Raw genomic sequence first — 14,003 nt, 5'->3', positions numbered from 1 at the left:
TCCCTTCATGGCCGACCCGACGCGTGTCATCGACGACCTGTGTGCCGAGAGCGACGAGCTGGACCGGCTGGTGGCCGGGGTGGAGGCGGGGCGGTGGGGGACGGCGACGCCCGCCGCGGGGTGGGACGTCGCCCATCAGATCGCCCACCTCGCCTGGACCGACCGCTCCGCGCTGCTCGCCGTCACCGACGCGGACGGGTTCCGCGAGCTGGTGGAGCGGGCTCTCGCCGCACCGCACACCTTCGTGGACGAGGGCGCCGAGGAGTACGCCCGGGCCGCGCCCGCCGAGCTGCTCGCGCGGTGGCGGGAGGGGCGGGCGGCGCTGGAGAAGGCGCTGCGGGAGGCGCCGGCCGGGGCGCGGTTCCCCTGGTACGGGCCGCCCATGTCCGCCGCCTCTATGGCCACCGCCCGGCTCATGGAGACCTGGGCCCACGGTCTGGACATGGCCGACGCCCTCGGTGTGGTGCGGCCACCCAGCGACCGGCTCAGGCATGTGGCGTGGCTCGGGGTGCGGACCCGGGACTTCGCCTACGGGGTGCACGGACTCACCCCGCCCGCCGAGCCCTTCCGCGTCGAGCTCACCGGACCGGGCGGCGGGGTGTGGGCGTACGGCCCCGAGGACGCGGCCCAGCGCGTCACCGGCCCCGCGCTCGACTTCTGCCTCCTCGTCACCCAGCGCGCCCACCGCGCGGACCTCGCCCTGACCGCCGACGGCCCCGACGCCGACCGCTGGCTGGACATCGCCCAGGCCTTCGCCGGGCCGCCCGGCGGTGGACGGGAGCCGGAGGAGGACGCCCGGTGACCCTGCGCATCGGGAACTTCTCCGGCTTCTACGGCGACCGCTTCGACGCCCCGCGCGAGATGCTCACCGGCGGCGAGGTGGACGTCCTCACCGGCGACTACCTCGCCGAGCTGACCATGCTCATCCTCGCCCGGGACCGGCTGAAGGACCCCTCCGCCGGATACGCCCGCACCTTCCTGCGGCAGCTGGAGGAGACCCTCGGCCTCGCCCACGAGCGGGGCGTCAGGATCGTCACCAACGCCGGCGGGCTCCATCCGGCCGGACTCGCCGACGCCGTACGGGCCCTCGCCGGCCGGCTCGGCATCCCCGTACGGGTCGCGCACGTCGAGGGCGACGACCTCACCGCGCGGTACCCCGGCGTCCTCGCCGCCCACGCCTACCTCGGCGGCGCCGGGATCGCGGAATGCCTCCGGGCCGGCGCCGACGTGGTCGTCACCGGGCGGGTCACCGACGCGGCCCTGGTCACCGGTCCCGCCGCCGCCCACTTCGGCTGGACGGCGACGGACCACGACCGGCTCGCGGGGGCCGTGGTCGCGGGACACGTGCTGGAGTGCGGGACGCAGGCCACCGGCGGGAACTACGCCTTCTTCCGTGACTCCGGGGGCCTCCGGCGGCCCGGCTTCCCGCTCGCCGAGCTGCACGCCGACGGCAGCTGCGTCATCACCAAGCACCCCGGCACCGGCGGCCGCGTCGACGTCGGCACCGTCACCGCGCAGCTGCTCTACGAGACGGGCGGCGCCCGGTACGCCGGGCCGGACGTCACCGCCCGGCTGGACACCGTGCGGCTGAGCCAGGACGGCCCCGACCGGGTGCGCGTCGAAGGGGTCCGCGGGGAGGCCCCGCCGCCCACCCTCAAGGTCGGGCTCAACCGGCTCGGGGGCTTCCGCAACGAGGTCGTGTTCGTGCTCACCGGGCTCGACATCGAGGCCAAGGCGGACCTGGTGAAGGAGCAGATGGGCGAGGCGCTCGCCAAGTCGTCGCCCGCCGGGGTGCGCTGGGAGCTGGCGCGCACCGACCGCCCCGACGCCGGCACCGAGGAGACCGCCAGCGCGCTGCTGCGGCTCGTCGTACGGGACCCCTCGCAGGAGGCGGTCGGGCGGGTGCTGAGCGGGGCCGCGATCGAGCTGGCGCTGGCGAGCTACCCCGGGTTCCATGTGCTGGCACCACCGGGCAAGGGCTCCCCCTATGGGGTCTTCGAGGATGTGTACGTCCCCCAGGGTGACGTCGACCATGTGGCCGTCCTCCACGACGGACGCCGGGTCACCGTGGACGCGCCGCACGACACCGCCGTACTCGACGATGTGCCGCCCCCCGCGCTCCCCGAGCCGCTGCCACCCGGCCCCGCACGACGGGCCCCGCTCGGACTCGTCGCCGGCGCCCGCAGCGGCGACAAGGGCGGCAACGCCAACGTGGGCGTCTGGGTCCGCTCCGACGACGCCTGGCGGTGGCTCGCCCACGCGCTGACCGTCGAGCGGTTCCGGGAGCTGATCCCGGAGGCCCGCGAGCTGCCCGTCACCCGGCACGTCCTGCCCCGCCTGCGCGCCCTGAACTTCCTCGTCGAGGGCATCCTCGGCGAGGGCGTCGCCGCGCAGGCCCGTTTCGACCCGCAGGCCAAGGCGCTCGGCGAATGGCTGCGCTCCCGGCACCTCGACATCCCGGAGGCACTGCTGTGACGGTCCTCGCATCCGCCCTCGACACCACGAGCCCCGACCACCGGGCCAACCGTGACGCCATGCTCGCCAAGCTCGCCGCACTCGACGCCGAACACGCCAAGGCCCTCGCGGGCGGCGGCGAGAAGTACGTCGAACGGCACCGGGGCCGCGGCAAGCTCCTCGCCCGCGAACGCGTCGAGCTGCTCCTCGACCCCGACACGCCCTTCCTGGAGCTGTCCCCGCTGGCGGCCTGGGGGAGCGACTACACCGTCGGCGCCTCGCTCGTCACCGGCATCGGCGTCGTCGAGGGCGTGGAGTGCCTGATCACCGCCAACGACCCGACCGTGCGCGGCGGCGCCAGCAACCCCTGGAGCCTGAAGAAGGCGCTGCGCGCCAACGACATCGCGCTCGCCAACCGGCTGCCCGTGATCAGCCTCGTCGAGTCCGGCGGCGCAGACCTGCCCTCCCAGAAGGAGATCTTCATCCCGGGCGGCGCCATTTTCCGCGACCTGACCCGGCTCTCGGCGGCCGGCATCCCCACGATCGCCGTCGTCTTCGGCAACTCCACGGCGGGCGGCGCGTACGTCCCCGGCATGTCCGACCACACGATCATGGTCAGGGAGCGGGCGAAGGTGTTCCTCGGCGGCCCGCCGCTGGTGAAGATGGCGACCGGGGAGGAGAGCGACGACGAGTCCCTCGGCGGCGCCGAGATGCACGCGCGCGTCTCGGGCCTCGCCGACCACTTCGCCGTCGACGAGCGGGACGCGCTCCGCCAGGCCCGCCGGGTCGTCGCCCGCCTCAACCACCGCAAGGCGTACCCGGATCCGGGACCTGCCGCGCCCCCCGAGTACGACGAGGACGAACTCCTCGGCATCGTCCCCGGCGACCTTAGGACCCCCTTCGACCCGCGCGAGGTCATCGCCCGGATCGTCGACGCCTCCGACTTCGACGAGTTCAAACCCCTCTACGGCACCAGCCTCACCACCGGCTGGGCCGCCCTGCACGGCTATCCCGTCGGCATCCTCGCCAACGCCCGGGGGGTCCTCTTCAGCGAGGAGTCCCAGAAGGCCGCCCAGTTCATCCAGCTCGCCAACCAGCGCGACATCCCGCTGCTGTTCCTGCACAACACCACCGGCTACATGGTGGGCAGGGAGTACGAGCAGGGCGGCATCATCAAGCACGGCGCGATGATGATCAACGCGGTCAGCAACTCCCGCGTCCCCCACCTCTCCGTCCTCATCGGCGCCTCCTACGGCGCCGGCCACTACGGCATGTGCGGGAGGGCGTACGACCCGCGCTTCCTGTTCGCCTGGCCCAGCGCCAAGTCCGCGGTGATGGGCCCGCAGCAGCTCGCCGGCGTGCTGTCCATCGTCGCCCGGCAGTCGGCGGCCGCGAAGGGACACCCCTACGACGACGAGGCGGACGCGGCGCTGCGCGCCATGGTGGAGCAGCAGATCGAGTCCGAGTCGCTGCCCATGTTCCTGTCCGGGCGGCTGTACGACGACGGCGTCATCGACCCGCGCGACACCCGCACCGTCCTCGGCCTGTGCCTGTCCGCCCTGCACACCGCCCCCTACGAGGGCGCGCGCGGCGGCTTCGGCGTCTTCCGGATGTGAGGCCCATGATTACTTCCGTACTGGTGGCGAACCGGGGCGAGATCGCCTGCCGCATCGTCCGCACCTGCCACGAGCTGGGAATCCGCACGGTCGCCGTGCACTCCGACGCCGACGGGAACGCCCTGCACGCCCGCACGGCGGACACGGCGGTACGACTCCCGGGAGCCGCGCCCGCCGACACCTATCTGCGCGGCGACCTGATCGTGAAGGCCGCCCTGGCGGCCGGGGCGGACGCGGTGCACCCCGGCTACGGCTTCCTCTCCGAGAACGCCGGCTTCGCGCGGGCCGTTCAGGACGCCGGACTGGTGTGGATCGGACCGCCCCCGGAGGCGATCGAGGCGATGGCGTCCAAGACGCGCGCCAAGGAGCTGATGGGCATCGCGCCCCTGCGCGAGGTCACCGAGGCCGACCTGCCGGTGCTGGTGAAGGCGGCGGCGGGCGGCGGCGGGCGCGGCATGCGCGTCGTACGGCGCCTCGCGGACCTCGACGGCGCGCTGGCCGCCGCCCGCGCGGAGGCCGCGAGCGCCTTCGGCGACGGCGAGGTCTTCACCGAGCCCTATGTGGAGGGCGGACGGCACATCGAGGTGCAGGTGCTCGCCGACACCCACGGCACGGTGTGGGCGCTCGGCACCCGCGACTGCTCCCTGCAGCGCCGCCACCAGAAGGTGATCGAGGAGGCCCCCGCCCCCGGACTGACCGCACGGCTCACCGAGGAGCTCCACGCACTCGCCGTGCGCGCCGCGCGGGCCGTCTCCTACGTCGGCGCCGGCACCGTGGAGTTCCTGGTCGCCGACGACCGGGCGCACTTCCTGGAGATGAACACCCGCCTCCAGGTGGAACACCCGGTCACCGAGGCCGTGTTCGGCCTCGACCTGGTCGCCGAGCAGATCCGGGTCGCCGAGGGCCACGCCCTGGACGGCGACCCGCCGCGCGCCCGCGGCCACGCCGTCGAGGCCCGCCTCTACGCCGAGGACCCCGCCCACGACTGGGCCCCGCAGACCGGCCGCCTGCACCGCCTGGCCGTCCCCGACGCCGTACGCCTGGACACCGGCTACACGGACGGCGATGACATCGGCGTCCACTACGACCCCCTGCTCGCCAAGGTCGTCGCCCACGCGCCCACCCGCGCGGAGGCGGTCCGCAAGCTGGCCTCCGCCCTGGACCGCGCGGTGATCCACGGCCCGGTCACCAACCGGGACCTCCTCGTCCGCTCCCTGCGCCACAAGGAGTTCGCCGAGGCCCGGACGGACACCGGCTTCTACGACCGTCACCTGCCCGAACTGACCACCCCGGCCCCCGACCCGTACGCCCCGCTCGCCGCGGCCCTCGCCGACGCCCACGGCCGCTCCCGCTTCGGCGGCTGGCGCAACGTCGCCTCCCAGCCGCAGGTCAAGCGGTACGCCATGGGGGGCGAGGAACACGAGGTCCGCTACCGGCACACCCGCGGGGGCCTCGCGGCCGAGGGCGTGCGGGTGGTGCACGCCGACGCGGGGCTGGTGATCCTGGACGTGGACGGCGTACGCCGCAGGTTCGAGGTCGGCCGCTACGGCGACCGCGTGTACGTGGGCGCCACCGCCCTCACCGCCCTGCCCCGCTTCCCCGACGCCACCGCCCGGCACGCCCCCGGCTCCCTGCTGGCCCCCATGCCGGGCACCGTCGTCCGCGTCGCCGAGGGCCTGACCGAGGGAGCCGCGGTGGAGGCCGGACAGCCCCTGCTGTGGCTGGAGGCCATGAAGATGCAGCACAGCATCACCGCCCCGGCGACGGGAACGCTGACCGCCCTCCACGCGACCCCCGGCCAGCAGGTGGAGCCCGGCACCCTCCTGGCCGTCGTCGAGGCAACGCCCTAGCACCCCGTGGGCGCGAGAACCCCCAACGAACCCGCACCCTCCCGACGACCGCAGCCCCTCCCCTCTAGGAGCGTCATGCCCGTCATCGAATCCGAAGAGCACAAGGCCCTCCGCGCGGCCGTCGCCGCCCTGGGCGCCAAGTACGGCCGCGACTACCTCACCAACGCCGTCTCCTCCGGCCGGCACCCCGCCGAACTCTGGGCGGAGGCCGCCGAACTCGGCTACCTCGGCGTCAACCTCCCGGAGGAGTACGGCGGCGGGGGCGGCGGCGTCTCCGAACTCTCCATCGTGCTCGAGGAACTGGGCGCCGCCGGCTGCCCCCTGCTGATGCTGGTCGTCTCCCCGGCGATCTGCGGCACCGTCATCGCCCGCTTCGGCACCGGGGAGCAGAAGCGGGAATGGCTGCCCGCCCTCGCCGACGGCACCCGCACCATGGCCTTCGGCATCACCGAACCCGACGCCGGCTCCAACTCGCACCGCATCACCACCACCGCCCGGCGCGACCCGGCCAGTGGCGACTGGCTGCTCACCGGCCGCAAGGTGTTCGTCTCCGGGGTGGACACCGCCGACGCCACGCTCGTCGTCGGCCGGACCGAGGACGCCCGCACCGGGAACCTCAAGCCCTGTCTGTTCATCGTCCCGCGCGACACCGACGGCTTCCAGCGCCACGCCATCGACATGGAACTCCAGGCCTCCGAGCGGCAGTTCGAGCTGGTCCTCGACGACGTGCGGCTGCCCGCCGGGGCCCTGGTCGGCGAGGAGGACGCGGGCCTGCTGCAACTGTTCGCCGGCCTCAACCCCGAGCGCATCATGGGCGCCGCCTTCGCCATCGGCATGGGCCGGTACGCCCTCGCCAGGGCCGTCGAGTACGCCCGCGAGCGCACCGTCTGGAAGGTCCCCATCGGCGCCCACCAGGCCATCGCCCACCCCCTCGCCCAGGCGCACATCGAACTGGAGCTGGCCCGCTTGATGATGCAGAAGGCCGCCCACCTGTGCGACGCCGGTGACGACATCGGCGCCGGCGAGGCCGCCAACATGGCCAAGTACGCGGCGGGGGAGGCCTGTGTGAAGGCCGTCGACCAGGCGGTGCACACCCTCGGCGGCAACGGCCTCACCCGCGAGTACGGGCTCGCCTCGCTGATAACCGCCGCGCGCGTGTCTCGTATCGCCCCGGTGAGCCGGGAGATGATTCTCAACTACGTCTCCCACCAGACCCTGGGCCTTCCCAAGTCGTACTAGGACGCCTCACCGGCAGTCTTGGAGGAACCATGTTCCGCAGCGAGTACGCAGACGTCCCACCCGTCGAACTCCCCATCCACGAGGCCGTACTGGCCCGGGCCGCCGAGTTCGGTAGCTCCCCGGCGCTGATCGACGGCACCGACGGCACCACCCTCACCTACGAGCAGGTGGACCGCTTCCACCGGCGGGTCGCCGCCGCCCTCGCCGAGGCGGGCGTGCGCAAGGGCGACGTGGTCGCCCTGCACAGCCCCAACACGGTCGCCTTCCCCCTCGCCTTCTACGCGGCCACCCGCGCGGGCGCCTCCGTCACCACCGTGCATCCGCTCGCCACCGCGGAGGAGTTCGGCAAACAGCTGAAGGACTGCGCGGCCCGCTGGGTCATCACGGTCTCGCCGCTGCTGGACACCGCGCGCAGGGCCGCCGAACTCGCCGGCGGCGTCGAGGAGATCCTCGTCTGCGACAGCGCGCCGGGACACCGCTCCCTGATCGACATGCTGGCCTCCACCGCCCCCGAGCCGGTCGTGGACATCGACCCGGCCGAGGACGTCGCCGCGCTGCCGTACTCCTCCGGCACCACCGGCGTCCCCAAGGGCGTGATGCTCACCCACCGGCAGATCGCCACCAACCTCGCCCAGCTCCAGCCGTCCATCACGGCAGGGCCCGGCGACCGCATCCTCGCCGTGCTCCCGTTCTTCCACATTTACGGCCTGACCGCCCTGATGAACGCGCCCCTGCGCCAGGGCGCCACCGTCGTCGTCCTGCCCCGCTTCGACCTGGAGACCTTCCTCGCGGCCATCCAGAACCACCGCATCACCAGCCTGTACGTGGCCCCGCCGATCGTCCTGGCCCTCGCCAAGCACCCGCTGGTCGCCCGCTACGACCTGAGCTCGCTGAAGTACGTCGTCAGCGCCGCCGCGCCGCTGGACGCGCACCTCGCCGCCGCCTGCTCGCGCCGGCTGGGGCTGCCGCCGGTCGGGCAGGCGTACGGCATGACGGAACTGTCGCCGGGCACCCATGTCGTCCCGCTGGACGCCATGAACGAGGCGCCCCCCGGCACCGTCGGCAAGCTCATCGCCGGCACCGGGATGCGGATCGTCTCCCTCGACGACCCCGGCAAGGACCTCGGCCCCGGCGAGTCCGGCGAGATCCTCATCCGCGGCCCCCAGGTCATGAAGGGCTACCTCGGCCGCCCCGACGCCACCGCCGCGATGATCGACGAGGACGGCTGGCTGCACACCGGGGACGTCGGGCACGTCGACGGGGCGGGCTGGCTTTTCGTCGTCGACCGGGTGAAGGAACTCATCAAGTACAAGGGCTTCCAGGTCGCCCCCGCCGAACTGGAGGCGCTGCTCCTCACCCACCCGGGCGTCGCCGACGCCGCAGTCGTCGGCGACCACGACGAGGACGGCAACGAGATACCGCACGCCCACGTCGTCCGCCAGCCGTCCGCCCCCGCGCTCGCCGAGGGCGAGATCATGATGTACGTCGCCGAACGCGTCGCCCCGTACAAACGGGTCCGGCGCGTCACCTTCATCGACGGCGTCCCGCGCGCCGCCTCCGGAAAGATCCTGCGCCGGGAGCTCCGCGCGGCGCACGAGGAGCCCTCGTGACCCTGATCGGCCGCACGCGCGCACGGGGCGTCGAGACGCTCTCCCTCGACGCCCCGGAGCGCCGCAACGCCCTGTCCGCCGCCCTCGTGGGCGAACTGGCCGGCGCGCTGGACGAAGCGGGCGAGGACCCCGGGGTCCGCGCGGTGGTGCTCACCCACACCGGCAACACCTTCAGCGCGGGCGCGGACCTGCGCGACCCGCCCGCGCCCGACGCGCTGGTGGGTCTGCTGCGGGGGATCGTCGAGCTGCCGAAACCCGTCGTCGCGCGGGTCACCGGGCACGTCCGCGCGGGCGGGCTCGGGCTGCTCGCCGCCTGTGACGTCTCCGTCGCCTCCCGCGCGGCGACGTTCGCCTTCACCGAGGTCCGCATCGGGGTCGCGCCGGCCGTCATCTCGCTGCCGCTGCTGCCCCGCACCGACCCGCGCGCGCTGGCCCGCTACTACCTCACCGGGGAACGCCTGGACACCGCGGAGGCCGTCCGCATCGGCCTGCTCACCGCCGCCGGCGACGACGTGGACGAGGTCCTCGCACCGATCCTCGACGGACTGCGCAGATCCGCCCCCGAAGCCCTGGCCGAGACGAAACGGCTGCTCACGGCTAGGGTGCTGGAGACCTTCGACCGGGACGCGGCCGCCCTGACCGCGCTCTCGGCCCGCCTCTTCGCCTCCGCCCACGCGCGCGAGGGAATGACGGCCTTCCTCGAACGACGGGATCCGGAATGGGTGGTGTGAGCACGGCCGACCGTGCGGAACGAGTCCCCAAGCAGGACCGCAGCCGGGCCACCCGGCAGCGGCTCCTGGAGGCCGCCGTGGCCTGCCTCGCCGAGCACGGCTGGGCGGGCTCCACGGTCTCCGTCGTCGCCGAACGCGCGGGCGTCTCCCGGGGAGCGGCCCAGCACCACTTCCCGACCCGCGAGGACCTCTTCACGGCCGCCGTCGAGTACGTCGCCGAGGAGCGCTCCACCGCCCTGCGCGCCCTCTTCCCGGAGGGCGCCGCGGCCGGCGACCGCCGCGCGGTGATCACGGCCCTCGTCGACCTCTACACCGGGCCCGTCTTCCGGGCGGCGCTCCACCTGTGGGTCGCCGCCTCCAACGAGGAGCAGCTGCGCCCGCGGGTGACCGAGCTGGAACTGCGCGTCGGCCGCGAGTCGCACCGCGCGGCCGTGGAACTCCTCGGCGCCGACGAGTCCCGCCCCGGCGTCCGCGAGACCGTCCAGGGCCTCCTCGACATGGCCCGGGGCCTGGGTCTCGCCACCCTCCTCACCGACGACCGGGCCCGCCGCGACCGCGTGGTGTCCCAGTGGGCGACCCTGCTGGACGAGGCGCTGGGGTGAGCGCACGGCTCACGGGCTGAGGCGTTCCACTCGCCAGCCCCCGTCCGGCCGCGCGACGTAGCGCAGGCGGTCGTGGAGGCGGTTCTCCCGGCCCTGCCAGAACTCCACCGTTTCCGGGACCACCCGGAAGCCGCCCCAGTGGGGTGGCACCGGCACCCGCTCGTGCTCCGGGTAGCGGGCCGCCAGGTCGGCGTAGGAGGCGTCGAGCTCCGCGCGGCCGGCGATCACCGAGGACTGGCCGCTGGCCCACGCGCCGAGCTGGGAGCCGTGCGGCCGGGTGCGGAAGTAGGCCGCCGTCTCGTCGCGGCCGGTGCGGCGGGCGGTGCCGGTGACGATGACCTGCCGGGCCATCGGGTGCCACGGGAACAGCAGCGAGACGTGCGGGTTCGCCGCCAGATCGCGGCCCTTGCGGGAGTCGTAGTTCGTGTAGAAGACGAACCCGTCGTCGTCGAAGTGCTTCAGCAGCACCGTGCGTGAGCTGGGCCTTCCCTCCGCGTCCGCCGTCGAGACGATCACGGCGTTCGGCTCGAAGAGGCCGCCGTCGGTCGCGGCCTGCTTGAACCACCGGGCGAACTGCTCGACGGGCGTGGCGGCCAGGTCGGTCTCGGAGAGCCCCTCGGTCCGGTACTGCTTGCGCATCGAGGCGAGATCGAAGGGGGCGGCGTCTCGATCGGTCACGCCGTCATCCTGCCGCATGGGCGCGGCGCCCGGGGGCTCGGTGTCCTTCGTCACGTGGTGGCACTGAGTGCCGCGGACCCTCCCCAAAGATGGCACTCGGGGATATCGTGCTGTCACTGATCCGGTTGGGTGACCGCCAGCCGGGCATCACAGGGGTGACGTCCCGGACCGCGAGCCCGTTCGAACGGACCGTGGATCCACCGGACGCGCGCCCAGCTTCTGCCGACTGCCGACACATGGTCGTCCCACCCCACAACACCATCTGTCACCCACCTCACAAGGAGCCGCCAGATGTCCGACTTCGTACCCGGGCTCGAAGGAGTCGTCGCGTTCGAGACGGAGATCGCCGAACCGGACAAGGAGGGCGGCGCCCTGCGGTACCGGGGCGTCGACATCGAGGACCTGGTCGGTCACGTCTCCTTCGGCAACGTCTGGGGGCTGCTCGTCGACGGGGCGTTCAACCCCGGACTGCCGCCGGCCGAGCCGTTCCCCATCCCCGTGCACTCCGGTGACATCCGTGTCGACGTGCAGTCCGCGCTGGCCATGCTGGCCCCGGTGTGGGGTCTGAAACCGCTCCTCGACATCGATGCCGAGCGGGCCCGCGACGACCTCGCGCGCGCCGCCGTCATGGCGCTGTCCTACGTCGCCCAGTCCGCGCGCGGCCAGGGTCTGCCCATGGTGCCGCAGAGCGAGATCGACAAGGCCGAGTCCATAGTCGAGCGCTTCATGATCCGCTGGCGCGGCGAGCCCGACCCGAAGCACGTCGCCGCCGTCGACGCGTACTGGACGTCGGCCGCCGAGCACGGCATGAACGCCTCCACGTTCACCGCGCGGGTCATCGCCTCGACCGGCGCGGACGTGGCGGCGGCCCTCTCGGGAGCCGTCGGCGCCATGTCGGGACCGCTGCACGGCGGCGCCCCCTCGCGCGTGCTGCACATGATCGAGGAGATCGAGCGCACCGGGGACGCCGAGGCGTACGTCAAGCAGGCCCTGGACAAGGGCGAACGCCTCATGGGCTTCGGGCACCGCGTCTACCGCGCGGAGGACCCCCGCGCCCGCGTGCTGCGCCGCACCGCCCGTGAGCTGGGCGCCCCGCGCTTCGAGGTCGCCGAGGCGCTGGAGAAGGCCGCGCTGACCGAGCTGCACGCCCGCCGCCCCGACCGGGTGCTCGCCACCAACGTGGAGTTCTGGGCGGCCATCGTGCTGGACTTCGCCGAGGTACCGGCGCACATGTTCACGTCGATGTTCACCTGCGCCCGTACGGCGGGCTGGTCGGCGCACATCCTGGAGCAGAAGCGCACCGGCCGTCTGGTCCGCCCGTCGGCCCGCTACGTCGGCCCGGGCACCCGCGACCCGCGCGAGATCGAGGGTTACGCGGACATCGCCCGCTGAGTCCGCCGAGTCCGCCGGGCCCGCGCGACCCGCCGGGCCCGGCAACGCAGACGACCCGCGAGTCTGGTTCCTCCCTGGGGAGGAGCCGGCCGGACGTACCGGCGACTCGCGGGTCGGGTGACTGCGTTGGGATGGGGCCGGTTGCGTGTATCACTCACACGCCGGTCCGGCGCCGAACCGAGTACGGCGACGGGCCACTAGCCCGCAGCCACCTCTTCCGTCCGGTGTGCATACATCTGCCGAACCACCTCCTTTCCGAAGTACCGCCACCCTAGGAAGCGATCGCCGCCGGATCAACCACTTTTTTCCGGACGGCCCCTCCGGAGGAGATCCGCCCGGGTCAGATGCCCAGGAGCTCCTTCACCGGCTCGATCGCGAAGTAGGCGAGGAAGAGCGCCGCGGTGCCCCAGAGCAGCCAGTGCACCTCCCGGGCCTTGCCCAGGCAGGCCTTGATGACCACGTAGGCGATGAAGCCGGCGCCGATGCCGTTGCTGATGGAGTAGGTGAACGGCATGACGACGATGGTCAGGAACGCGGGGACGGCGAGGTCGTAGCGGTTCCAGTCGATGTGCCTGACCTGCGTCATCATCAGGAAGCCCACCGCGATCAGGGCGGGGGAGGCGGCCTGCATCGGCACGATGGTCAGCACCGGGGTGAAGAAGAGGGCGAGCGTGAACAGACCGCCGGTGACGAGGTTGGCGAAGCCGGTCCGGGCGCCCTCGCCGACACCGGCGGCGGACTCGATGTAGGTCGTGGCGGACGAGGAGGAGGCCGCGCCGCCCGCGACGGCCGCGGCGCTGTCGATGAACAGGACGCGCCCGAGACCGGGGACCTGGCCGCGCTCGTCGAGCAGACCGGCCTCGGCGGTGACGCCGACGACGGTGCCCATGGTGTCGAAGAAGTCCGACAGGATGAGCGTGAAGACCAGCAGGACCACGGTGAGCACGCTGATCTGGCCGAACGAGCCGAACAGGTCGAACTGTCCGAGCAGCCCGAAGTCGGGGGCCGCGACGGCCGTGTCGGGCAGTTCCGGCGCGGTCAGGCCCCAGGACTCGACGTCGGCGAGCTGGTTGATGATGACGGAGAGGACGGTCATCGCCACGATGCTGATCAGGATGGCGCCCTGCACCTGGCGGGCCATGAGGACGACCGTCAGCAGCACACCGAGGCAGAACACCAGCATCGGCCAGCCGGTGAGGCTGCCGGTGCCGAGCTGGACGGGCACCGTGGTGTTGGCCGCGTCCGGGATGCGGGTGACGAAACCGGAGTCCACGAAGCCGATGAACGCGATGAACATGCCGATGCCGACGCTGATCGCCTGTTTCAGCGGCTGGGGGATGGCGTGCATGACGGCCTCGCGCAGACCGGTCAGCACCAGGACGCAGATCAGCAGACCCTCGAGGACGACCAGCCCCATCGCGTCGTCCCAGCCCATCTGGGGGGCGATCTGGAAGGCGACGACGGCGTTCAGGCCCAGGCCCGCGGCCAGGGCGAGCGGGAGGTTGCCGGCCACGCCCATGATGATGGTCATCACGGCGGCCACCAGCGTCGTGGCGGTCGCCAGCTGGGCGGCGTCGAGCTTGTCGCCGAACTTGTCCTCGGTGTTGCCCAGGATGATCGGGTTCAGCACCAGGATGTACGCCATGGTGAAGAACGTCGCGAATCCACCGCGTATCTCACGAGCGTAGGTCGAGCCGCGTTCACTGATACGGAAGAACTTGTCGAGGCCGCCGGCTCTGGGGGGTGCGGGGTCGGCCTGGCCGGTCGTCTTGGTCTGCAAGGGGTGTCTCCTGGGCATACGCGGGGGAGGGTGCACGACGATGCCGCCGGA

At 73.0% G+C, this 14,003-nt stretch carries 11 protein-coding genes; 9 read left to right on the top strand and 2 right to left on the bottom strand.

The features are described from left to right. Window positions 1-7: 7 nt before the first annotated feature. The 8 genes from CNQ36_RS15310 to CNQ36_RS15275 all read left to right on the top strand — a co-directional run bounded on the left by CNQ36_RS15310 (window position 8) and on the right by CNQ36_RS15275 (window position 10,102). On the top strand, window positions 8-802 hold the full coding sequence (locus CNQ36_RS15310; protein ID WP_121546427.1) for a TIGR03084 family metal-binding protein: 795 nt from the start codon (window positions 8-10) through the stop codon (window positions 800-802). Then, on the top strand, window positions 799-2,475 hold the full coding sequence (locus tag CNQ36_RS15305; protein ID WP_121546426.1) for an acyclic terpene utilization AtuA family protein: 1,677 nt from the start codon (window positions 799-801) through the stop codon (window positions 2,473-2,475). The genes CNQ36_RS15310 and CNQ36_RS15305 overlap by 4 nt, the downstream gene beginning before the upstream one ends. Beyond that, entirely contained in the window at window positions 2,472-4,070 is a 1,599-nt protein-coding gene (locus CNQ36_RS15300; protein WP_121546425.1) for an acyl-CoA carboxylase subunit beta, read from the top strand. Before CNQ36_RS15305 ends, CNQ36_RS15300 begins: the two co-directional genes overlap by 4 nt. A gap of 5 nt (window positions 4,071-4,075) precedes the next feature. Continuing rightward, entirely contained in the window at window positions 4,076-5,920 is a 1,845-nt protein-coding gene (locus CNQ36_RS15295) for an acetyl/propionyl/methylcrotonyl-CoA carboxylase subunit alpha (protein WP_121546424.1), read from the top strand. Between the two features lie 75 nt (window positions 5,921-5,995). Then, window positions 5,996-7,159 carry an acyl-CoA dehydrogenase family protein gene (locus tag CNQ36_RS15290; protein WP_121546423.1) on the top strand — a complete coding sequence of 388 codons (1,164 nt, stop codon included), beginning with the start codon at window positions 5,996-5,998 and terminating at the stop codon, window positions 7,157-7,159. 29 nt (window positions 7,160-7,188) lie between these two features. Beyond that, window positions 7,189-8,769, top strand: a complete 1,581-nt coding sequence (locus tag CNQ36_RS15285) for a 4-coumarate--CoA ligase family protein (protein ID WP_121546422.1) — start codon at window positions 7,189-7,191, stop codon at window positions 8,767-8,769. Further along, window positions 8,766-9,500, top strand: coding sequence for an enoyl-CoA hydratase family protein (locus CNQ36_RS15280; protein ID WP_121546421.1), 735 nt, complete (start codon window positions 8,766-8,768; stop codon window positions 9,498-9,500). Before CNQ36_RS15285 ends, CNQ36_RS15280 begins: the two co-directional genes overlap by 4 nt. Continuing rightward, entirely contained in the window at window positions 9,488-10,102 is a 615-nt protein-coding gene (locus CNQ36_RS15275) for a TetR/AcrR family transcriptional regulator (protein WP_121546420.1), read from the top strand. Before CNQ36_RS15280 ends, CNQ36_RS15275 begins: the two co-directional genes overlap by 13 nt. A gap of 9 nt (window positions 10,103-10,111) precedes the next feature. On the opposite strand, the gene pdxH is transcribed toward CNQ36_RS15275, so the two are convergent. Then, on the bottom strand, window positions 10,112-10,798 hold the full coding sequence (gene pdxH / locus CNQ36_RS15270) for a pyridoxamine 5'-phosphate oxidase (RefSeq protein WP_121548470.1): 687 nt from the start codon (window positions 10,796-10,798) through the stop codon (window positions 10,112-10,114). Between the two features lie 273 nt (window positions 10,799-11,071). Here pdxH and CNQ36_RS15265 point away from each other — a divergent pair, with 273 nt between their 5' ends. Beyond that, window positions 11,072-12,172 carry a citrate synthase 2 gene (locus tag CNQ36_RS15265; protein WP_121546419.1) on the top strand — a complete coding sequence of 367 codons (1,101 nt, stop codon included), beginning with the start codon at window positions 11,072-11,074 and terminating at the stop codon, window positions 12,170-12,172. Between the two features lie 340 nt (window positions 12,173-12,512). Here CNQ36_RS15265 and CNQ36_RS15260 read toward each other — a convergent pair whose 3' ends face one another. After that, window positions 12,513-13,970 carry an NCS2 family permease gene (locus tag CNQ36_RS15260; RefSeq protein ID WP_121546418.1) on the bottom strand — a complete coding sequence of 486 codons (1,458 nt, stop codon included), beginning with the start codon at window positions 13,968-13,970 and terminating at the stop codon, window positions 12,513-12,515. Window positions 13,971-14,003: the final 33 nt, after the last annotated feature.

Origin of the sequence: Streptomyces fungicidicus (assembly GCF_003665435.1) — a bacterium.
Classification (GTDB): Bacteria; Actinomycetota; Actinomycetes; order Streptomycetales; family Streptomycetaceae; genus Streptomyces; species Streptomyces fungicidicus.
Note: the sequence above shows the minus strand (reverse complement) of the source record. Positions and strands in the feature narration are given on the sequence as shown.

Coding starts and splice junctions, on each gene's coding strand:
- CNQ36_RS15285 (WP_121546422.1), top strand. CDS start 7,189: ATGTTCCGCAGCGAGTACGCAGACGTCCCACCCGTCGAACTCCCCATC.
- CNQ36_RS15295 (WP_121546424.1), top strand. CDS start 4,076: ATGATTACTTCCGTACTGGTGGCGAACCGGGGCGAGATCGCCTGCCGC.
- CNQ36_RS15290 (WP_121546423.1), top strand. CDS start 5,996: ATGCCCGTCATCGAATCCGAAGAGCACAAGGCCCTCCGCGCGGCCGTC.
- CNQ36_RS15275 (WP_121546420.1), top strand. CDS start 9,488: ATGGGTGGTGTGAGCACGGCCGACCGTGCGGAACGAGTCCCCAAGCAG.
- CNQ36_RS15310 (WP_121546427.1), top strand. CDS start 8: ATGGCCGACCCGACGCGTGTCATCGACGACCTGTGTGCCGAGAGCGAC.
- CNQ36_RS15265 (WP_121546419.1), top strand. CDS start 11,072: ATGTCCGACTTCGTACCCGGGCTCGAAGGAGTCGTCGCGTTCGAGACG.
- pdxH (WP_121548470.1), bottom strand. CDS start 10,798: ATGCGGCAGGATGACGGCGTGACCGATCGAGACGCCGCCCCCTTCGAT.
- CNQ36_RS15260 (WP_121546418.1), bottom strand. CDS start 13,970: ATGCCCAGGAGACACCCCTTGCAGACCAAGACGACCGGCCAGGCCGAC.